A 20,720-nucleotide genomic window follows, 5' to 3' on the forward strand; every position below is an offset into this window, starting at 1 on the left:
AGGCGACCGCCGAAGATCCCTTCCAAACGGTGCGGCCATAGATGAAAGACCAGACGAACAGACAAAGCGACGCTCCAAGCTTCGCCGAGCTTTTTACCCCGAAACTCGTCACCGTCCTGCGGGAAGGATATGGGCTGACGCAGCTGCGCGCGGACGCCATCGCTGGGTTAACCGTCGCCATCGTGGCATTGCCACTCTCGATGGCGATTGCCATTGCGTCTGGCGCGACACCGGCACAGGGGCTTTACACGGCCATCGTCGGGGGCTTCCTTGTTTCACTCCTTGGTGGATCGAGATTCCAGATCGGCGGCCCGGCTGGGGCCTTCATCGTGCTTGTAGCTGCCACAGTTGCCCAACACGGGATGGAGGGGCTGATCCTTGCCACATTCCTTTCGGGGCTGATGCTTGCGATCGTGGGTCTCCTGCGCCTCGGCACCTTCATCAAGTTCATTCCCTTTCCAGTCACGGTTGGGTTTACGGCCGGAATTGCGGTCATTATCTTTGCCAGCCAGATCAAAGAGCTGTTCGGCTTGACGCTTGAGCATCAACCAAGCGAGCTGTTGGATAAACTCCCGGCACTTTGGGAGGCTCGGGAAAGCCTGTCGACGGCGGCGCTCGCCGTGTCTGTGGCCACGGTGTTCGTCATCCTTGGATTGCGGCGTTGGCGTCCGCACTGGCCCGGTATGCTGATCGCCGTCAGCCTTGCCGCGACCACAACCGGGCTACTGGCGCTCCCAGTACAGACAATCGGTACGAAGTTCGGCGGCATCCCCTCGTCGCTTCCGACACCACAGCTTCCATCTTATTCTATCGAGGCCATCGTCGCGGTCCTCCCGGCTGCGATATCCTTCACCCTGCTGGGCGCTATCGAGTCGCTTCTGTCGGCCGTCGTGGCTGATGGCATGACCGGGCGCCGCCACCGTTCCAACTGCGAACTGGTGGCGCAGGGCGCTGCCAATATTGGATCGTCCCTTTTCGGCGGTTTCTGCGTAACCGGAACCATCGCACGGACAGCGACCAACGTCAGGGCCGGTGCGCATGGCCCGCTGGCGGGTATGCTGCACGCGTTATTCCTCTCGCTGTTCATACTGGTCGCAGCACCTCTGGCCTCGTATATTCCACTTCCCGCGCTTGCCGGGGTCTTGGCTGTTGTGGCCTGGAACATGATCGAGAAACCGGCCATCGCAATCCTCGTCCGCTCAGGATGGGGAGAGGCAACCGTATTGGGTGCCACATTCTTCCTCACCATATTCCGCGATCTGACCGAAGCCATCATCGTTGGGTTCGCACTCGGCTCCGTTCTGTTCATTCACCGAATGAGTCGGACAACGCAGGTTGCGACATCCAGCGCCTTCGTCAGCGGTGACGAAGCCGACACGGCCCATCCGCGTGTCGAATACCACGAAGAGCAAGCCGCGAACCCCGATGTCGTCATCTACCGGATTACCGGCGCGCTGTTCTTTGGTGCGACAGCCTCGATCGGATCGGTCCTTGACCGCATACAGGACACACACAAGGCGCTGATCGTGGACTTCTCGGCCGTACCGTTCCTCGACTCGACCGGCGCTGACATGATCAAGGGTCTCGCACACAAGGCGCAAAAGCGGGGGACCGCGCTTTGGCTCACGGGCGCAACCCGCGACATCCAGCGTGTGTTGGTGACCCATGGCCTAAAGCGTCCACTGGTCCAATATGCCGCTACGGTGGATGAATCTTTGATACGGGTGCGTCATGGCGACAACCGATATCAGGAGGCCAGCTGATGCCCCACACTATCAGGGAAAATGGTCGAGAGCCGCGTCGCCGCAACGGCCCAGCCGAGGCGCGAAGACGTTTCGTATTCGACGCCCTGAAACGTCCACGCACACAAGCGGAACTGCGAGACGCATTGGGCATGAGCAACAGTGGGATACTAAACCTGCTGCGCCGAATGGAGCGCGACGGATTGGTGCGACCTGCCGAACGGGTCTGCTGCACCCGCATATGGGAGCGAGCGAAGAAGTCGGCAAAGGGATCATGATCTTAGGGGCAAATGGAAGGCTAGTTTCAGCTGAACCCAAGATACCGAGCAGCAATTGTACAGCACCGAGGACATGGTATTTTGCCACATAGAAGAAATATCATGGCATCGAAACCGACCCCGTAACTCCTCATCGCGCTTGCTTAGGTCGGCAATCCGCTCGACCTCGACTTCAGGCAGCGAACGATACAACGTTTTCACCATAACCCACCGCTCCGCCACGCGCAGCGCCAACCTGTCTCGCAACAAGCTCTGGGCAACTCTTTTCGCCCTACCACAAGATGCAGATGGCTAAGCGCCACGCCTGACAAAAAGGCCACATCCTCAAGGGTTTCAGCACGCTCCGCCGTGACCAGACCTGGCAGTTGGGTTAGGGTCTCCAAGCTGAACTCGAAGGAAATCCGGCTATCTATCAAGATACGTCCCGATTTCCATGCGGCGCTTATTCCACAATAATCCCGACAAAACCGCCTCACCCTTCAAAATCATATTATGTCCAATAAGTTTGCATTATCAGACATAACTGCGATAAGCTGCCAAACATGGCCAAATCAGATGAAAATCCAGCACCTCAGCCCGCGTTAGACGACCCAATTGCCCTGCCCGATCATATGGCGGGATCGGGAACGCTGGATCGTCTTGTGGATCGTGCACGGGATTATGCACAGGCCGCGACGGCCGAGAACACGACGAAGGCCTATGCCGCCGACTGGGCGCATTTCACGCGCTGGTGCCGGATGAATGGGGCTTCCCCCCTGCCCCCATCCGAACAGATGATTGGGCTTTACCTGACCGACCTTGCGACCCCTTCAGATGACGCCCCTGCCCTGTCGGTTGCGACCATCGAACGACGACTATCTGGGCTGGCGTGGAACCTTGCGCAGCGCGGGCTAAGCTTGGACCGACGGGACCGGCACATTGCCAGCGTGTTGGCCGGGATCCGGCGCAAACACGCGCGGCCTCCGAGCCAGAAAGAAGCGATCTTGCCCGAGGACATTCTGGCGATGATCGCCACACTGGATTTTGATCTGCGCGGGCTTCGCGATCGGGCGATGCTGCTGATCGGTTACGCCGGGGGCTTGCGGCGCTCGGAAATCGTGAGCCTTGATTGCGGCCGGGACGACACGCCTGACAGCGGCGGTTGGATCGATATTCAGGAAGGCGGCGCGGTCTTGACCTTGAACGCCAAAACCGGTTGGCGCGAAGTTGAAATTGGTCGGGGATCATCCGAACAAACCTGCCCTGTTCACGCGCTGGAACAATGGCTGCACTTCGCCAAGATCGACTATGGCCCCGTGTTTGTGCGCACCTCGCGCGATGGGAAACGGGCGCTGGAAGCACGGTTGAACGACCGCCATGTGGCGCGGTTAATCAAGCGCACAGTGCTTAATGCCGGGATCCGCGCCGACCTGCCCGAGAAAGAACGCATGGTGCTGTTTTCCGGGCATTCCTTGCGGGCTGGATTGGCTTCGTCCGCCGAGGTGGATGAACGCTTCGTGCAGAAACATCTGGGCCATGCCTCGGCGGAAATGACCCGTCGATACCAGCGCCGCCGCGACCGGTTCAGGGTAAACCTGACCAAGGCCGCGGGACTTTAGGCACGATAGGTTTCGCTGCGAAACCCCTCAGGGTTTTTCCAGCCACCGCTCCATTTCACGGATCAAAGCGTCAACCATTTCGGCATCTGCCTTGCGCCCCTCAAGGCGGATCAGATAGCCCTGCCCGTCATGTTCGCGACGCAGAACAAACCCGGTCGAGGTCCGCACCGCAGGGCCGCTTTCACGCTTGCGTGGCGCGGTTTTCGGACGCCCCCCGCGCGAGGTATCACGCGGCTCGCCCTCGTAGCCTTCGATGACGCTTTCCAACAGATCCCATTCAGTTCGGGGATCAACCCCCTGCCCGTCCGCCAGCATGTTGCGAATATCGCTTTCTGCGCCAGCCCGCAGCGCGCTGGCCAGTCGAAGGCCTTGGCGCTCGGTCAGTTTTTCCGGGAAGCTGAGCATGTCGCCAAGAGCCTCGAACACCATCGCGAAGGACCGGACCTTGGATCGCTTGGCCTTGGACGCTGTCGCGAAAAGCTGATTCACGGCGGCCTCAACCGTGTCAAAAATTCCGTTTTGGGCCGAGATCACAGCAATCCGTCCACGTTCAAAATGGCTGAGATCGGCGCGAACTTCGTTTTCCTCGACCATCGCGACGAAGGCGTGCGGCAAGGTCTCGGGCAGTTTGATCAGCGCTTTGACCGTGGCAAAGGCCGCATCACCCGTGGCGGCATACAAGCCGCGCATCGCCAGCACCCGACGATAGCCGGAAATGATGCCGTATCGCATGTCGCCTTTTGGCTCGATCAGCTCGTAAAGCTCGACCGGAAGGCGCAATCCATTGGCGCGGATCGAGGCGCGCAGCTCGTCCATTTCGGCCTCGTCGACGGTGATACGGTCGCGAACCATGTCTTCGCTGTCGATCTGATCCAGCGGGATCTCGACCATAACCAACCCTTTATACTGCGCATCACGCAGGTGTTCGGCGTCGGCCTTGTCCTTGGCGATTTCGCTGCGGGTCTCGGGCGGCAAAACCTCGGCCTGCTGGGCGGCCTCGGCGGCGACTTGCGCAATGGGAGCCATGGGGGATTTTCGCAGGGTTTCGCTGCGAAACTCTTCTTCGATCCGGTCCAGATCGGCAGCGCTTGGGGCCACCAGTTTACGTCGTTTCGCCATCAGTCCTCTCCTTCCTCAGCCATCTGAAGATCGCGCCACCAGCAACCTAGAATTAGCTCCTTGATCTCAGCCCATGTGCGATCGAACGTCTCGCGTCCGCGGACATAGGTATCGCGGTTGAACTCGCGGTAATCGGCTTCGTAGATGCCGTTCACCTGTTCACCAGCTTGCCCGACCATGGCGGTCAATTCCTGCCGGTAAGTAGTCATGAAGTCCCCGAAATAGGCCTGGATCACGTTGGCCAGATCGGTCTGTTGCGAGGCGTCAAAGCGGGTGATTAGGGCGCGCACGGCGTCCCATTCAAAACGCACTTCCTCAAGCCCGTGTTGCCGCCGCATGGCGTTTTCACCGTCTTCGATCGAGGCGAAGGTGGAATAGAGCATGTCGAAGAAACGGCCCGTCGAGTCGAACTCAAGGAAAGACGCGCCCAGCGGGATCAGCAGGATGTCGGCTGCGGCCAACGCATTGATGGTCAAATAGCCAAGGGCAGGGGGGGTGTCGAGGATGATCAGGTCGTAATCCTGAAGCAGCCCTTCGTCTTCCATAAAGCCTGACAGCGCGTCCCAGAGCGGCCATGATCGCATCTGCATCCGCCAGACGGGGACCTGAAACTCGGCCCAGTACAGGTTCAACTGCGCGCCGATCAGATCAATGTTCGGCCAGTGGGTCTTCTGGATGACCTGTTTCGCAGCGAAACCCAACGCCTCGGTCAGGGTTTCGTCAAGGGGCAGGGGGGGCTGACCAGCGGCTTCGCGCACTTTGTTTTCGGCGGTGACGTGCTGGGCATAGTGCTTGGCCATCAGGGGGAAAGCTGTTTGCCATTCATCCTCGACCCGGCCGCCCATGATCGAAGTCATCGAGCCCTGGCTGTCCAGATCGACCACAAGCACGCGGTAGCCATCAAGGGCTGCTGACATCGCCAGATGCCCTGCGGTCGAGGTCTTGCCAACGCCGCCTTTGAAGTTGGCCACGGCGATAACTTTGGCGTCTACGCCTTCGGGGCGATAGGGGCGGTATTCGCGGGTCGATACCCCTTCCGAGGCGAAGTAGTCCCGCAGCTTCAAAACATCTTCAAGCGTGAACCATTTTGCGCCGCCTTCGCCTTCGCCTTGGGGCAGCCCATCATTCTGTTTCAGAACACGCCGGAAATGAGCGGGGGCGACGGGGATCAGGTATTTACAGATCTCCCAGATCGAAAACCGGCGCAGGCGTTTGTTGCCATCGGGCGCATATCCGCGCTTGGCCAGATCATCGCGGCCTTTTGATGCGAAGGCTGCCGCTTTGGCGAATCGGGCGGTGCTGATAGGGCCGGATAACTTCTTAGCGGCCTCTTCGGGATTGATGTTAAAATAAGGCGGGGGAGGGGTCTTGGGTGCTTGTGCCATCTGCTCGTCACTATATTTGCTGTTTAGGCGTTTATACGCGGAAACATCGCACATCACAGGCAAGATGGGAACGTTCTTTCGGTTTCGCTGCGAAACTTCCTTCATAAAGGCATCACCAAACTTGTATTTAGTTTAAGGTCTTTAAGAACTTTGGGTCCAAGTAAGTAAACATTATCAATATGATACGTACCTTTCGGTACCAATTCACAGGACTAAAGGTGCCTGTATGCGGGATCAATGGGCCCGATTCCCGGGGCAAAGGACTCCTGAAGGCGGGAGAACGGGTGCCGGGATTCAGGAACGGTTGAAATAGTGCAAATATCGCGTGCGATCTGTGTAATTGTCGCCAACCTTGTCCTGCAAACGGGTCCCTTAAACCCGAAAGGTACCCATCTTCGGGAGGGTCTATCCCGTAGATAGGCACCCATAGCAAGATTGAGTTTGGGTGCCAAATATGCCATCCTCGCCAAAACCCAGAACGGGACCGAGCAGATGAATACCCCTTCCAACGCGCGATTGACTGGCGCGCTGAAACGCGAAAGCGTGAAAAAGAACGTGGCGGCGATCCACGTGTCGGGCAAGCTTTCGCTGTTGCAGCGCAAGCTGTCCAATGTGCTGTTGCTGAACGCCTATGACACGCTGACCAGCCAAAGCAGCCACCGGATTGATGCGCAGGCCTTGTGCCTGATGATCGGCTATAACTCGAACGATGTGGAAACGCTGAAGACCGCGCTGCGGGGGTTGGCGGAAACGGTCGCCGAATGGGACATGCTGGACGAGGCAGGGAGGCAGGAATGGGGGGTTTCTGCGCTGTTGTCCTATGCCAAGCTGAAGGGGGGCGTGTGTGAGTATGCGTATTCCCCGGCTTTGGCGGAAAAGCTGCACGACCCCAAGGTTTTCGCGCTGATCAATCTGAACATCCAACGGCAGTTCACGGGCGGGCACGCGCTGGCGCTGTATGAAAACTGCTTTCGTTTTGTGAAGACGGGGTCCACCGGCTGGTGGGATCTGGATATTTTCCGGCGGCTGATGGGGGTTGATGGCTCGGACTATTATCAAAGCTATAAGCATCTGAACGCGAAGGTGATCAAACCGGCGGTATCCGAGATCAACAAGGTCTCGGACATCATTGTTGAGCCCGAAACCCGCAAGATGGGTCGCGCGGTCAGCCATATCCGGTTTCTGATCCGGCGCAATCCGCAGCTGGCAATCCTGAATATTGATGACGGCGAGGGGCTGCGGTCGTCGCAGACCTATGCCCGGCTGATGGAGCTGGGGGTCAGCGACCGGCTGGCGCGGCAGTGGATTGCGGAACATGGTGAAGACTATGTTGCGCAGAAGATCGACTATGTCGCAGGACAGGCGCAGGTGCGCAGCCCCGCCAAATACCTAAGCCGCGCGATCAGCGAGGATTTCGTGCCCGCCGAGGCACCGCAGAAGGGCAGGGCGGCCACGCCCGAAATCAAGGCGCGGTCAGCCAAGCTGCGGCGTGTGCAAGAGCTGGTGCAAAGCCGCAGCCCGACGCAAAGGGACGCGGACAAACGGTTGTTCATGAGCCAACTGACCGACAACGCCGCGCGGCTGGATTTTGAAAACCACGGCTGGATGTCGGCGCTGAACGCCGAGGCGATTTTCGCGTTTTGGGACGAGTTAGTGCCTGATGATCAGTAGGGCAGGGGGCTAGACCCCCAGCATTGCCCTGCAATCTGGCAAGCGTTCCAGTGTCGCGCCAATATGGTCCTGCCAGCGCGGGCCGCGGGACATGGCGTCGTCATAGGCGTCGTGCAGTTCATCGGGGCGGTCCTGGGCTAAGGCCTCGATCAGGAAGGCGGCCTGACGGCGGTCTTTTTCAGATTTCAGACGGGCGCGGTCTTTGCGGCGGCTGGCGGTGATCAGTTTGTGAATGGCAAAGCGTTCGGGCTGGGGGATCTGCACCAGAACGCCGCTGCGATAGCTGACAGCCGCCGGGATCGGGGCGGCAATCAAATAGTTCAGGTGGTGCAGAGCTTGCGCATCGACACCAAGGGCGGGCAGGGGCTGGATGTCTTCCTGTTCGGAAAAGGAGGGGGTCAGAAACTCGACCAACGTGTCTCCGCGCGTCTGCTTCCAGCGCCATGTCTTGCCCTTTTGAAGGCTGGGCTGGGGGGCGAATTCGAAATCCTTGAACACGGCTTCCAAGGGTGGCGAGGTCGCGTCTTGCAGCGCAAGCGACAGGCGCGAAAAGCTGGCGATGTCGATGTCATCGGTATGGGCGACCATGGCGTGGTCGTAGCGCAGGCCAAGCTCGCCTTCATACAGGCGAAACGCGTGGGTGCCGACGATGGTGCCGCCCAGACGAAAGACGCCTGCCGCCGCCATGGCGTTCAACAAACTGCCGGTGGCGGCATCTAGTCCCAAGAAGCCTTCGGCCCGAAGAAGACGGACAAGCCGGGTGCGGTCCTTGCGGCGGGCGTCGCGCTGCGCGCGTAGGGTTTGATGGTTGTCCAGTCGGGCGCGCAGGGCAGGGCTGTCTTCCCCGATATAGGTTTTGCGCACCGACGCGCCCACGCGATAGCTGTCATACCAATATGTCTTGCCGCCCCGCGTGATCTTGGTGGGCGAGCCGCGCAGATCCGATACCGCGTCGTCCAGAAGCGCGCGAAGCAGGTCGTGATAAGCCGCATGGGCGGACGAGGAATGACGGTGTAGCATGGTGTATTCTACAAATTTACGGTTTGTAGAATATGGCAGGGCAGGGGGTTGTATTCAACAAAATAGTTTATTGTAGAATACAGCTTGAAAGGGGTGAAGACGGGCAAGAGGGGTGGAGTGCGATCTTGAGCAGGATGTTCCTGGCCCTGATCGTCGCAATTGCGGTGTCACCGTTGGTCGGGTTCAGTACTTGGAGAAGCATATCGAAAACCCTACCGGCATCAGCCGGTAGGTCGTTTGGCTTGTTGGGTACGACATTGACGCATCAAAATATGCTTATGTGACACTTCGAAATGGATATGCCATGCCCCCCCTTGAGGCGCTGCAGCGATCAGTTGCGCGGCGGTGGGTTGCCGCTCCCACCATTGCCAGCGCCCGGAGGCGGTGCCATTGGGGCTGACCGTTCGGCGCTGAAATCCACAGGGATGGTCAGCGTGCCAGTGTAACCAGCTGTCGCGCTGCCGCCGAGCGTGGCGGTTTGCTGCGCGATCTGCGCGTCGGTGTTATCCGAGAACACATTGTCGCTGGCGATGCTAATCCGGCTCAGATTGCGCGTGCCGTTGGAATAGCGCGCATCGGCAGCGTAAACATCTGCGCTTTCGGCCTTGGGCATGGCGATCTGTGCGGTCAACACCGAAGCCTCGCCCGAGATGGCCGCAGAAACGCTTTCGAACACTTCGAAATGGATATGCGGCCAGCGGCCATCATAGCAGCCCGGATAGATCGTGGTGAAGCGGACTTTGCCATTGGCATCGGCGACCCCAACACCCCGCAGGAAGTTTGCGTCCGTCAGATCATAGAGCGAGTATTTGCCAAGCGCGTCACAGTGCCAGATATAGATCGCGGCATTGGCCAAAGGCGTACACCCATCGGCATCAACCAAAGTCAGCTCAAGCTCAAACGGCACGCCTTCGGCGCTGCCTGAATACTCGCCGAAGGACTCGTGGATATCAGAGCGGATCACACCGGCCTGCGTCAAAACATTGACGACCTGCCCATTCTTGGAATTCGTGCCATCGCCCGGATAGGGACCAGCGGTTTCCCAAGGCAAGGCAACGCATTGCAATGCGCTCGCAGCTGGTGCGCAGGCCGTGCTAATACCCAGCCCGCCCATCAAGGCCAGCAGGTTCCGGCGGCCGATCATCCGGGGCAGATCATGGGCAAAGCCAAGATCATGCGCGTCGTGTTCTTCTGTCACCTTCTCATCTCCTTAGTTGCTAAGCTGCGCATCGCGCAGCAATCGCTTCTATTGATTATACGATAAATATGCACGTTTCCGTCGCAGAAATATTGGCCATTTCGCGCCAGCATCCTGCGAAGGCACGTTTCAAGACCCCCTTTGGTCTTTGGGCGCTATGGGCCGTCTCATCTGACTGGCCCAGTTTGACTGTTGATGCATGAACGACCTGGTTTCCATCGGGATGATGGTTTCCGGTGTTGGTGGGCGGTATCCCAATGCGCTGTGCGGTCGGGTTCAGTCACCGACAGGCAGCGTGCGTGAGCGCGTCAGAAAGTGGGTCGTCCGGCCGTTGTCCAGACTAAAGCCCGCACCGGTTCCGGGTCCTGCATCCAGGATCATCTGAGAGTTTTTCCAAAGCTCTGCGATGGAGGGTGCTGCCCAAATACCGGCATTGTCCGCATCGCCCAGTTTGATGTCATTCACGCCAATCATGACGTCAGCTGCGCGAAAACACATGGGTCCGGTGCCATCACAACACCCGGCCGAGATTTTGAACACAACATCGCCGTGTTCGGCGCGAATTTCTTCAAGCAGCGCCAACGCGGCTTCAGTCACGACAACTTTTTCATTATCTTCCACCATCGCGCGGCTCCTTCTGTGCAAGGTCAGCCTAGTGGGAAAGTGCAGATGGCAGTATGCGACCAAAGTCTAAAGGCACCGCCCCTAAAGACTATTCAGAGATCGCCGCGTTGTCTTATGCGGTGATGCTTGTCAGATAGGTGATGATGAAGTCCTGCACTTTCAATCCGATTGGCGCTGGTCAACAAGCTAAGCCCAGTTGGGTATAAACGACTGTTTCGATGTCAGCTGAACGTGGTCAGAAGGCAAGCGGGTTGTATTTCCAACTGTCCGCATCGGGCGTGACGCTTTCCAAATCAAAATCATTGTCGATCAGATGTTGCGCGCGCGGTTGACCCATCGCAGCGGCGCCTTCGAACAGCCGTTTCGCTTCGTCATGAAGCCCGACTTTCGGCGCAGGCGGCCCCGGCGGCAAACAACATGACAACGCTTATGTGTATCGATCTCTTAAGGGTCATGGGAACCTCTCTGACAATCTGCGACCACCGAAAAATGGCCGAAAGCTGCGCACAAACTACCTTATTCGCCGTTTTCAATCCACATCGTGGATGTCCGACCAAAGTCGGGGATGCCGAAACAACTTCTGGGGTCCATGCTTTCGTCATCTGAACTTCATTCACCAATCTTGGGAGGAGACGTTATGAATGAGATGACTCAAGAGGCAGGTACTTTCGCCTCGCCCTTCAAAAGTCGCTATGACAACTATATTGGCGGTAAATTCGTTGCGCCGGTCAATGGCAAGTATTTCGACAATGTGACCCCAATCACTGGTGCTGCCGTGTGTGAGGTGGCCCGCTCGGATGCGGCGGATGTCGAACTGGCATTGGATGCTGCACATGCGGCGAAAGAAGCTTGGGGGAAAACCTCGGCGGCTGAGCGTTCGAACATTATCTTGAAAATCGCGGATCGTATTGAAGAAAACCTTGATATCATCGCGACGGCCGAAACATGGGACAACGGCAAGCCGATCCGCGAGACGACCGCGGCGGACATTCCGCTGGCAGTCGACCACTTCCGTTACTTCGCAGGTGTTCTGCGCAGCCAAGAAGGCACAATGTCCGAGATCGACGCGGATACGGTTGCGTATCATTATCACGAGCCTTTGGGCGTTGTGGGTCAGATCATTCCGTGGAACTTCTCGATCCTGATGGCGGCTTGGAAACTGGCGCCTGCGCTGGCCGCTGGCAACTGCATCGTGCTGAAGCCTGCCGAGCAAACTCCAGCCGCAATTATGGTGCTGGTGGAAATCATCGCCGACCTGCTGCCTGATGGCGTTCTGAACATCGTCAATGGCTATGGTGCTGAAGTTGGCGCACCACTGGCGCGTTCAAATCGCATCGCCAAGATCGCCTTCACCGGGTCGACCGAAACCGGTCGTGTGATCATGCAAGCCGCGACGGAAAACCTGATCCCGGTCACGCTGGAGCTGGGTGGCAAAAGCCCGAACATCTTCTTCTCGGACGTTATGGCCGAAGACGATGCGTTCCTTGATAAGGCCGTCGAGGGCTTCGTTCTATTCGCTTTCAACCAAGGCGAGGTCTGCACCTGCCCGTCGCGTGCGTTGGTTCAGGAAGACATCTATGAAGAGTTCATGGCCCGCTGCATCGAACGCGTTCAAGCCATCAAACAAGGCGACCCGCGTCTGGCTGACACGATGGTCGGCGCGCAGGCCAGCCAGGAACAGCAGGACAAGATCATGTCTTACCTGACCATTGGCCGCGAAGAAGGCGCCGAGGTTCTGGTCGGTGGTGACGCTGCCCGTTTCAATGGGGACATTGCTGGCGGTTACTACATCCAGCCGACCATCCTGAAAGGCCACAACAAGATGCGCGTCTTCCAAGAAGAGATCTTTGGCCCGGTTGTGTCGGTCACGACCTTCAAAGACGAAGAAGAAGCGTTGCAGATCGCAAATGACACGATGTACGGCCTTGGTGCCGGTGTCTGGTCGCGTGACGCAAACCGCTGCTACCGCTTTGGCCGCGCGATCGAAGCCGGTCGTGTGTGGGTGAACAACTATCACGCTTACCCCGCACATGCTGCCTTCGGCGGTTACAAGCAGTCCGGTATCGGGCGCGAGAACCACAAGATGATGCTGGATCACTATCAGCAGACCAAAAACGTCTTGATGAGCTACAACCCCAACAAACTGGGCTTCTTCTAAGGCGTTTCGCGATAAGTTTGAGTCACAAGTTTATCGCGAAACACCCGCAAGTCATCAGGGCTGCACAGCGTTTCGGTATTCTCTTTGTCAGGTCGAAACCGAAACGTTTTTGGATAACTCCCGCTGTGGCAGACCCTAAACTGCCACAAAAACTGGAAACCCGCCTTGTAACGAGGCGGGTTTTTTTATTCACGCTATGCGCAGAGGACGACTAGGGCTGAGAGATTGACCTGCTCGCCAAAAGGCCTCCGACAAGCTCTTGAAGATCTTCGATATCCAGCGGTTTATAGCGCAAGAATACCCCCTGCTGAAGCGCATCGCGTGCCAGCTCGGGCGATCTGTTTGCAGTCAGCAATACACATAGAAGCGGTCCGTGTTTGCTGCGCAACTTTCCGATCAAGTCGAGCCCGTTTTTGTTGTTGTCCAGATGGTAATCCACAAGGAAGATATCGGGCAAAATGCCAAGCTCTGTGATCTGTGCATCAGCCTCTTCTTGTGAAGCAGCAATCAATGGCGCTGCGCCCCAGATTTCTAACACCCGCTCCATCGCATCCTGAACGGATGGATCGTTTTCAATCACCATGATCAGCGCGTTCTTAAGTGACAAGGGGATATCCCGGCTGGGCTGTACGGTCTCGACGGCCAATTCTTCTTGTTGTGCAAGCGGAAGCGATACGCGGATGGACGTGCCCGACCCAACGGTCGAGACCAATTCCAAATCATGCTGAAGCATTCCGCAGGCACGTTCCACAATTGCCAGCCCCAGCCCCATCGCGGATTCCGTCGCTTGGCTGGGGTCAGAGCGGTGGAATTCCTTGAACACCAGCTTTTGTTCGTCAGGGGAAATCCCGATGCCAGTGTCGATGACATAGACATCGATACGTTCCCCCCGGTGGCGTGCGCCCACAAGAACACGACCTTCATTCGTGTAGCGGATCGCGTTTGAAACGAGGTTTTGCAATATCCGGCGAAGGTAAACCGGATCTGATTTCACACGGACCGAGGTTGGTACAACCGAAAGCTCTAGCCCTTTCGCGGCCGCTGCGCCGGAAAACTCTTCTAGTAAGCGTTCGAATATCTGAGCCAACGAAAACTCCGAGATATTCAGCACGGCCTGCCCGGAATCAAGTTTCGAGATGTCGAGTAGGGCGCCCAATATCGTTTCGACCGAATGAAAACTTTGCGAGATCCGCCCGACGATCGACCCCTGTTTGGGATCAAGTTCCGTATGTTCCAAGGACGAGATGAACAGCTTGGCGGCGTTCACGGGCTGCAACAGGTCATGACTGGCGGCCGCAACAAATCGCGATTTGGATGCATTGGCGCGCTCGGCTACATCGCGTGCTTCCCGAAGCTCGTCCGTTCTTTCGACAACGCGCTGTTCCAGCGTTTCATTGACCTGATGCAGATCTTTATAGGTCTGCCGCAGCTTGGTGACGTCGTTGAAAGAGACAAGGAATGACCCATCCGCCATTTCCTGCCCGACAACGTCGTATTGGAACCCGTTTGTGGCCTCGAGCTCGCAGCGCAAAATCTCGCGGTTTTTGCGGATCGAGGCCCATTCAAAGACCACTTGCGGCTGGCATTCGGGGGTAAAGATAACACCGGGTTCGAAAAGCCGTTCAAACCGGGCCAGACGCATTCCAGCGCGGGCAAGACGGCGATGAATTTTCAATATCTCGATGGCCGCATCGTTCCATTCGATCAGCTTGCGATCCGCATCGAAAATCAAAACGCCCTGTTCGATATGCTCGAGCGTCGCTTTGACGATTTTGGCCTGCCGATCCAGAATTTTGGCACGTTCTTCGCGTTCAAGGCGCGTATGGTCCGTGATGTCCGTTTGCAGGACAATCGTGCCGCCATCCGGTGTGCTTTGTTCACTGACCTGCAACCAAAGATCGTCTTTCAATTCCAGCGTAAAGTTCACCGAGTTGCTTTCGTGAACGGCAAGGCGCTGATTGACCCAATCTTCGGCTGACATGCCGTCCGGTCGCACGATATGTTCGCTGCTTGCTGACAGGCGAAGATAGTTCTTAAAACTGATGCCGCGCTTGATCTCGCCCACCACATCAGGAAACATCGTCGAAAACCGAGAGTTCTTCATCACCAGCGTTTCGCTGGCGTCGAAAATGGCAAAGCCTTCCTGAATGGTTTCTACTGCTGACGATAGATCCTGCCGGGCCTTCTCCGCCTCGCGCTGTGCGGCCGCAAGCTGTGCATTCGTCGCGTGAAGAACGTCCAGAGCTTCTTCCAGCTTGCCCGTTCGTTGCTGAACTTCACCTTCCAAGGCGATTGCGCGTTCGAAATGCATATACCCTTTCGCGCTGTCCACGGTGGCCTGTTCCACACGGGCCATCAGCTTGCCAACAATGACCTTAAGCTTTTCGTTCTCGCGCTCGAGGCTGTCGGTTGCCTTCAAAAGGCCATCTGTTGAATGCGGGTCACTCATGGTCAGGGGGATAGATCGCTATTCCTGTCAGGGTTTGGTTTACATGCAACATATTGTGCTGTTCGCCATAGGTTGAAAACCCGACGACACGGTGCTTCTTTAGTTCGGCCGACATGTTTATGACCTCTTGTTTCTGCTCGGCCTCAAGCCGTCTGAGGATGCAGTCGCACGCAAAAATCAGGTCCGGTTCACGCTCTTCCGAGAGCTTATCAAGTACCTCACTCAAATGGTCCGAGATGTTGCGGGCTTTGGCAACCGTCAGCACCATGCCTTCATCGATTGAGGCAAAGAACCTAAGATGTCCGGTGTCTTCCACACGCTGGATGGCGCGCACATGGTGTTGGTCGCCCACAGAAACAACGATCGGATGCGAGGCAAAGATAAAGGGTGACAGCTGGTTCGGGTCGATGCCGACAATACGCGCATATTCCGGGGCTGCGGGTTCGGCGTTAATCTCGGTCACCAGTCGCTTTTCGGGGATGGCTCCGGTTACGACCAATCGTTTCTTAGACGATTCAAAGTGGTCTTCGCGGAACACTTCGAATTGGCAATTGCTGCGGACCACCAGCACGATCGCGGCCTTGGTGCTGACCTGTCCGTTATAGAAAACGGGCGCACTTTCAAATCGCAACCCATCGCCTGACGATCCACCGAACAATTGGGTCGATCCAAGCGCGGTCGAAATGTTCAGAACAAACGCGTCTTCGCGTCTGGACAGACCATCCACCAGAAGAAAGGCAAACTCGTTCTTGAATTCCTGCCGTTGTGCCTGCGCGTCATGACGCAGCGCCAGCACCTCGCGGCCAATGGCGACTTCATCCGGGTTATCAAGAGCTTCGAACATGCGCGCGCTGGCGGCGAAATGCGATTGCGGGAATCCAAGTGCGACGATCTTATGTTCGCTATAGCCATCTTCGCAAATCTCGCCTGCTGTTCGCGCGCCCAATATGTGCGGGGCGTCCAGCTTCAACTGCAATTCTGCGGTGAATTCGTCCAACTTCACTTCAGGAGACGCCAAAACGATTATGCATGCATAGGGTTCGTTCCCCAATGCCTTGACCAGCTTTCCAACTGGATCCGGTTCAGCCAGTAAATCGACCGACACGGTCACGACAATGCGCGCGTCAATTCCGCCCAATCAGTTCCCCTCCCTGGAAGTCCTAGCCTTCGCCAGTTTCTCCCGTGAGCGAAGCATAGCTGACTTTTTTCGCAAGCAACACAGCTTGTGTTCTGGTTTGGACCCCAAGCTTGCGCATGATCGCGGTCAAGTGCGCTTTGACGGTCGTTTCGGCAATGGACAGGTCATAGGCGATTTGCTTGTTCAGTTTGCCTTCGCAGATCAGGTTCAGAATGACCGATTGCTGCGGTGTAAGGCTGGCAAGCTTTTCGACCACCTCTTGGTTTTCTTGCGCTAGAAAATCCTTCTGCGGCGCAACGAAGTCTTCGGGTGTATAGACTTCTCCGTCCGCGACGATCTGGAAGGCGCGGACAAGTTCGTCGCGTGGGCTGCCTTTGGGGACGAACCCGACAGCGCCGGAATCAAGAACGCTGGATGTCACGCGATTGTCCGATAACGACGACACCACGACAATCTTTGCGTCAGGCACGGCTGATCTCAGCCGGATCAAACCGTCAACGCCGTCGACGTCAGGAAGGTTCAAGTCAAGAACGATTAGATCAGGCGAGGTTTCAGAAACACGGTTCAACGCATCTTTCAGCGTTGCGGCGGTCTGGATCATCGGCGCGTCGAAAATTTCCGCGACTGTCATGGCCATCGCATCGCAAAACAAAGGGTGATCGTCGATCAATAACAATCTTAACTCACTTGTTTCACCGAAACTCGGCATGACAACCTCAGCCATTTGCATTTTCGCCTCCTGATTAAATAACGAATGCGCGAAGCCCACAAGGTGCGGGCTTCGCTTGGTCTGACTTGGGTTAGTTGATGACCGGGACTTTGAAGACCCAGACCGAGCCACCTTGGTTCAGGAAGTTGACCTTCTTGGCCACCTCACCACCCCAAAGCGGAACCGCGCCGCCCCAGCCCGAGGCCACAGCGACATATTGTTCGCCGTCTTGCTCCCAGGTGATGGGTTGGCCGACAATGCCGGAGCCGGTTTGGAACTTCCACAGTTCTTCGCCCGTGTCGGCGTCGAAGGCTTTCAGATAGCCTTCTGGCGTTCCGGTGAAGACAAGGCCACCTGCGGTGGTCATCACACCCGCCCAAAGGGGGGCTGGCACTTAAACGCACACGACCCGTTTTAGCCCTTTGATTTCAAATCGCTTGCAATCGCGCCTGAAAAATCCCATTCCGTCTGCATGCAGTTACGGTCGCTTTTCCTTCCCGTAGCCCTGACCGCAGTCGTTGCGGCGCTGCTTTTCAGGATGTCTTACGGCTATTTCCAGTCCGAGGAACTGACAAAGGCGCAGGGGCGTCTTTCGCTTTATCAAAGCTCGGTCACGGGCGAGTTAGAACGGTTTTCCCACCTGACATATGTGCTGGCACGCGATCCTTTCGTGATTGAAACCGCGTCGGGCGGTGCGACCGGTCTGCTGAATGCACGGATACAAGATTTCGCGGCGCGGGCGGGGCTGGATGCGATTTATCTGATTGATCCGAATGGGCAGACCATTGCCGCGTCGAATTTCAGCGAACCCAGCAGTTTTGTCGGGCAGAATTATGCGTTTCGGCCTTATTTCCAAGATGCTCTGTCGGGGGTGCAGGGGCGGTTTTATGCGATCGGGGCGACCACGGGTCTGCCCGGGTATTTCATCGCGGATGCGGTGCGCGATGTGTCGGGGAAAATGTTGGGTGTGCTGGCGATTAAAATCGACCTGACGGGGCTTGAAGAAAACTGGATCGGCTCGGGTGAGCGGGTGTTCTTGGCCAATCAGGACGGGGTGGTGTTGCTGGCGTCGGATGCCTCGTGGCGCTATCGCCTGTTGTCGCCTTTGTCGCCGGATCGGCGGCAGGAAATCGTCGAGGCGCGGCAGTTCTCGGGTCAGGAATTGGCGCTGTTGGACTGGTCCGTGCACGAAGACCAACGGGCGCGGATCGGCGGGTCGGAACATCTGCATTTGGTGGCGGATGATCTGCCGCACGGGTGGCAGCTGCATTTCTTCGCCAGCGATGATCAGGCGCGCACGCGGGCGTGGCTGGTGACGGCGATTGCGATGATCCTGGCTGCGGTGGCGTTCATCCTGTTCCAAATTCAACGCGCCCGTCGCGTGGATGCAGAACTGCGCCGGTCCGAGGGGGAAGAGGCCGATCTGCGGCAAGCGAACGAGCGGTTGGCCACGGAAATCACCGAGCGTATGACGGCTGAACGTCGGTTGAAACGCACCCAGAACGAGCTGGAAAGCGCCAGCCGTTTGGCTGCGTTGGGTCGATTGGCGGCGTCCGTTACGCATGAGCTGGGGCAACCGATAGCGGCGATGCGCAACCATCTTGTGGCTGCGGAAATCGGCGGGGAAGGGGGTGGCAAGCTGACCGCCAATATTGGTGGGCTGGTCGACCGGATGGAAGGCATCACCCGGCAGCTGAAGTTTTTCGCCAGCTCGGATGCCGAGGTGTTCAAGGAGCTTGATCTGCGCGATGCGATCAGGATGTCCTTGGAACTTGTGGCGCCGAATATTCAGCAAATCGGGGCCGAGGTGGCGTTGGATTTGCCAGACCAGCCGGTGCCTATTCGCGGCATACGGTTGCGGGTGGAACAGGTGATGACCAACCTCATGCGCAACGCCTTGGATGCTGCCGAGGGGAAGGGGGCTCCGACGTTGGTTGTGCGTGCGGGTGTCTCTGGCCCTAACGCGTGGGTCGAGATCGAGGATAACGGCCACGGCATAGGCTCGGCCACGTTGGAAGACCTGAAGGAACCTTTTGTCACCACGCGCGAAAGCGGGCGTGGGATGGGGCTGGGTTTGGCGATCTCGGCCAGCATCGTGAAAGACCATGACGGCGAAATGACCGCGCGGAATGTTGACCCGGAAGGCGCGGTGTTTCGTGTAACTTTCCCCTATGCGCCCCTTGAAGAGGACCCGATCTGATGGCGGACATGCGCCCCTTCAGCGTTCTAATCGTCGATGACGACAAAGCCATGCGCCAATCCCTTGTGGATCTTTTGACCGCGGCCGGGTGGCAGGCCGAGGCGACTTCGCGCGCAGCGCAGGTGGCAGCAAAATTGGCGGATGTGCCGTGGGACGTGATCCTGTCGGATGTGCAGATGCCGGGGATGACGGGGCTGGAATTGCTGGCGTCACTGGATCTGGAAACCGCGCCGCCTTTGGTGCTGATTTCGGCACATGGGGACATTCCGATGGCGGTGCAAGCCATGCAAGACGGGGCGTATAGTTTCGTCGAAAAGCCATACGAGCCGCGTCGTCTGTTGCGTATTCTGACCCATGCGGCGGAACAAAATCGGATGCGGCGCGACAATGCGCGGCTGAAGGATCGGCTGATGCGGCTGTCGGGTCTGGACCGTGTGCTTCTGGGGCAAACGGACGAGGTCGCAACCCTGCGCCAAGACGTGCTGGCCTTGGCGGATATTGGCGCGAGTGTGCTGATCACCGGGGACACCGGGACGGGCAAGGAACTGGTCGCCCAAGCGCTGCATGATCTGGGCGGGGACGGGCAGGCGCCCTTTCTGGCGCTGAACTGCGCCGCCTTGTCGCCCGATACGTTCGAGGCCGAGATGTTCGGCGTGGCAGGCGAGCGCGAGGGGCGTTTGACGGCGGCGTCCGGGGGCACGCTGTTTCTGGACGAGGTTTGCGCCTGTCCCCTTGCCGTGCAGGCTAAGCTGCTTCGCGTTTTGGAAGACAAACAGGTGTTGCCAGTGGGCGCGACGCAGGCGGTGAAAACGGAATTTCGTGTGATCTCGGCCACCAGTGAAGACGTTGCGGCGGCGGTCAAAGACGGGCGGATTCGGCAGGATTTCCTGTTTCGGATCAATACGGTGGTGCTGAACGTACCATCGCTTCGACAACGGCGCGATGACATTGCTTTGCTGGCACGTCACTTTTTGGATGACTACGCCAAGATCTATGAACTTGCGATCCCGCCTTTGACGCCCGACGATCTGGCGGCGCTTTTGGCCCATGACTGGCCCGGCAATGTGCGCGAGCTTCGCAATGTGTGTGAACGCCGGGTGCTGGCCGCTCGGCGGGGCGGGGGGTCGATGACCCAAGCGATCGAGGCCGACCAGCATCTGGACGACATCCCCGGCACCCTGCGCGAAGCCGTTGCCGCCTTTGAACGCGAGCTGATCGGCAAGGCCATTCAAGCCCATGAGGGCCGGATGGATGCCGCCGCCGAAGCGCTTGGGATCGGGCGGCGCACGTTGAACGAAAAAATCGTGAAACTGGGACTTGATAAGGACGCGTTGCTGTAATCAGATTGCTCTGCGGATTTCCGCAGGGCTGATCTGACGACGCATGCAATTTCCCTCATAGCCATTTTGGGCTGGTCGGCAGATACTGTCC

The 20,720-nt window shown here is 57.8% G+C and carries 15 protein-coding genes and 1 pseudogene; 7 read left to right on the forward strand and 9 right to left on the reverse strand.

What is annotated here, in order from left to right; translation table 11 throughout:
• Positions 1–41: 41 nt before the first annotated feature.
• From ACXAH3_RS14565 to ACXAH3_RS14575, 3 genes are all read left to right on the forward strand, one after another.
• Positions 42–1,763, forward strand: coding sequence for a SulP family inorganic anion transporter (locus tag ACXAH3_RS14565; RefSeq protein WP_474862826.1), 1,722 nt, complete (start codon positions 42–44; stop codon positions 1,761–1,763).
• Positions 1,763–2,020, forward strand: coding sequence for a winged helix-turn-helix transcriptional regulator (locus tag ACXAH3_RS14570; protein ID WP_474862827.1), 258 nt, complete (start codon positions 1,763–1,765; stop codon positions 2,018–2,020). The genes ACXAH3_RS14565 and ACXAH3_RS14570 overlap by 1 nt, the downstream gene beginning before the upstream one ends.
• Positions 2,021–2,562: 542 nt before the next feature.
• Complete coding sequence (locus tag ACXAH3_RS14575) at positions 2,563–3,618, forward strand: tyrosine-type recombinase/integrase (protein WP_474862828.1); 1,056 nt, start codon at positions 2,563–2,565, stop codon at positions 3,616–3,618.
• Between the two features lie 27 nt (positions 3,619–3,645).
• Here ACXAH3_RS14575 and ACXAH3_RS14580 read toward each other — a convergent pair whose 3' ends face one another.
• Entirely contained in the window at positions 3,646–4,737 is a 1,092-nt protein-coding gene (locus ACXAH3_RS14580) for a ParB/RepB/Spo0J family partition protein (protein WP_474862829.1), read from the reverse strand.
• Positions 4,737–6,122, reverse strand: coding sequence for an AAA family ATPase (locus tag ACXAH3_RS14585; RefSeq protein WP_474862830.1), 1,386 nt, complete (start codon positions 6,120–6,122; stop codon positions 4,737–4,739). The genes ACXAH3_RS14580 and ACXAH3_RS14585 overlap by 1 nt, the downstream gene beginning before the upstream one ends.
• A gap of 492 nt (positions 6,123–6,614) precedes the next feature.
• On the opposite strand from ACXAH3_RS14585, the gene ACXAH3_RS14590 reads away from it, so the two are divergent.
• The gene (locus tag ACXAH3_RS14590; protein ID WP_474862831.1) at positions 6,615–7,793 is read left to right on the forward strand and encodes a replication initiation protein; all 1,179 of its coding nucleotides are present in this window, start codon (positions 6,615–6,617) and stop codon (positions 7,791–7,793) included.
• A 9-nt stretch (positions 7,794–7,802) separates the two neighbouring features.
• On the opposite strand, the gene ACXAH3_RS14595 is transcribed toward ACXAH3_RS14590, so the two are convergent.
• From ACXAH3_RS14595 to ACXAH3_RS14605, 3 genes are all read right to left on the reverse strand, one after another.
• Positions 7,803–8,813 (reverse strand): nucleotidyltransferase family protein, encoded by a 1,011-nt coding sequence (locus tag ACXAH3_RS14595; protein WP_474862832.1) that lies wholly within the window; start codon positions 8,811–8,813, stop codon positions 7,803–7,805.
• Between the two features lie 331 nt (positions 8,814–9,144).
• On the reverse strand, positions 9,145–10,011 hold the full coding sequence (locus ACXAH3_RS14600; RefSeq protein ID WP_474862833.1) for an intradiol ring-cleavage dioxygenase: 867 nt from the start codon (positions 10,009–10,011) through the stop codon (positions 9,145–9,147).
• A 276-nt stretch (positions 10,012–10,287) separates the two neighbouring features.
• Complete coding sequence (locus ACXAH3_RS14605; RefSeq protein WP_474862834.1) at positions 10,288–10,635, reverse strand: DUF779 domain-containing protein; 348 nt, start codon at positions 10,633–10,635, stop codon at positions 10,288–10,290.
• A gap of 637 nt (positions 10,636–11,272) precedes the next feature.
• On the opposite strand from ACXAH3_RS14605, the gene adh reads away from it, so the two are divergent.
• On the forward strand, positions 11,273–12,793 hold the full coding sequence (gene adh, locus ACXAH3_RS14610) for an aldehyde dehydrogenase (RefSeq protein ID WP_474862835.1): 1,521 nt from the start codon (positions 11,273–11,275) through the stop codon (positions 12,791–12,793).
• A 211-nt stretch (positions 12,794–13,004) separates the two neighbouring features.
• On the opposite strand, the gene ACXAH3_RS14615 is transcribed toward adh, so the two are convergent.
• From ACXAH3_RS14615 to ACXAH3_RS14630, 4 genes and pseudogenes are all read right to left on the reverse strand, one after another.
• Positions 13,005–15,242, reverse strand: coding sequence for a hybrid sensor histidine kinase/response regulator (locus ACXAH3_RS14615; RefSeq protein ID WP_474862836.1), 2,238 nt, complete (start codon positions 15,240–15,242; stop codon positions 13,005–13,007).
• The gene (locus ACXAH3_RS14620) at positions 15,235–16,380 is read right to left on the reverse strand and encodes an FIST N-terminal domain-containing protein (RefSeq protein ID WP_474862837.1); all 1,146 of its coding nucleotides are present in this window, start codon (positions 16,378–16,380) and stop codon (positions 15,235–15,237) included. Before ACXAH3_RS14620 ends, ACXAH3_RS14615 begins: the two co-directional genes overlap by 8 nt.
• Before the next feature lie 22 nt (positions 16,381–16,402).
• A complete protein-coding gene (locus tag ACXAH3_RS14625; RefSeq protein WP_474862838.1) occupies positions 16,403–17,110 on the reverse strand; it encodes a response regulator in 708 nt (235 codons plus the stop codon).
• A gap of 70 nt (positions 17,111–17,180) precedes the next feature.
• Positions 17,181–17,477, reverse strand: a pseudogene (locus ACXAH3_RS14630) (PQQ-dependent dehydrogenase, methanol/ethanol family); the annotation flags it as partial.
• An 84-nt stretch (positions 17,478–17,561) separates the two neighbouring features.
• Between ACXAH3_RS14630 and ACXAH3_RS14635 the strand changes: the two are divergent.
• Positions 17,562–19,289, forward strand: coding sequence for a sensor histidine kinase (locus ACXAH3_RS14635; RefSeq protein WP_474862839.1), 1,728 nt, complete (start codon positions 17,562–17,564; stop codon positions 19,287–19,289).
• Positions 19,289–20,629 carry a sigma-54-dependent transcriptional regulator gene (locus ACXAH3_RS14640; protein ID WP_474862840.1) on the forward strand — a complete coding sequence of 447 codons (1,341 nt, stop codon included), beginning with the start codon at positions 19,289–19,291 and terminating at the stop codon, positions 20,627–20,629. The genes ACXAH3_RS14635 and ACXAH3_RS14640 overlap by 1 nt, the downstream gene beginning before the upstream one ends.
• Positions 20,630–20,720 lie beyond the last annotated feature (91 nt).

Source organism: Aliiroseovarius sp. ABM4_368 (genome assembly GCF_056161205.1).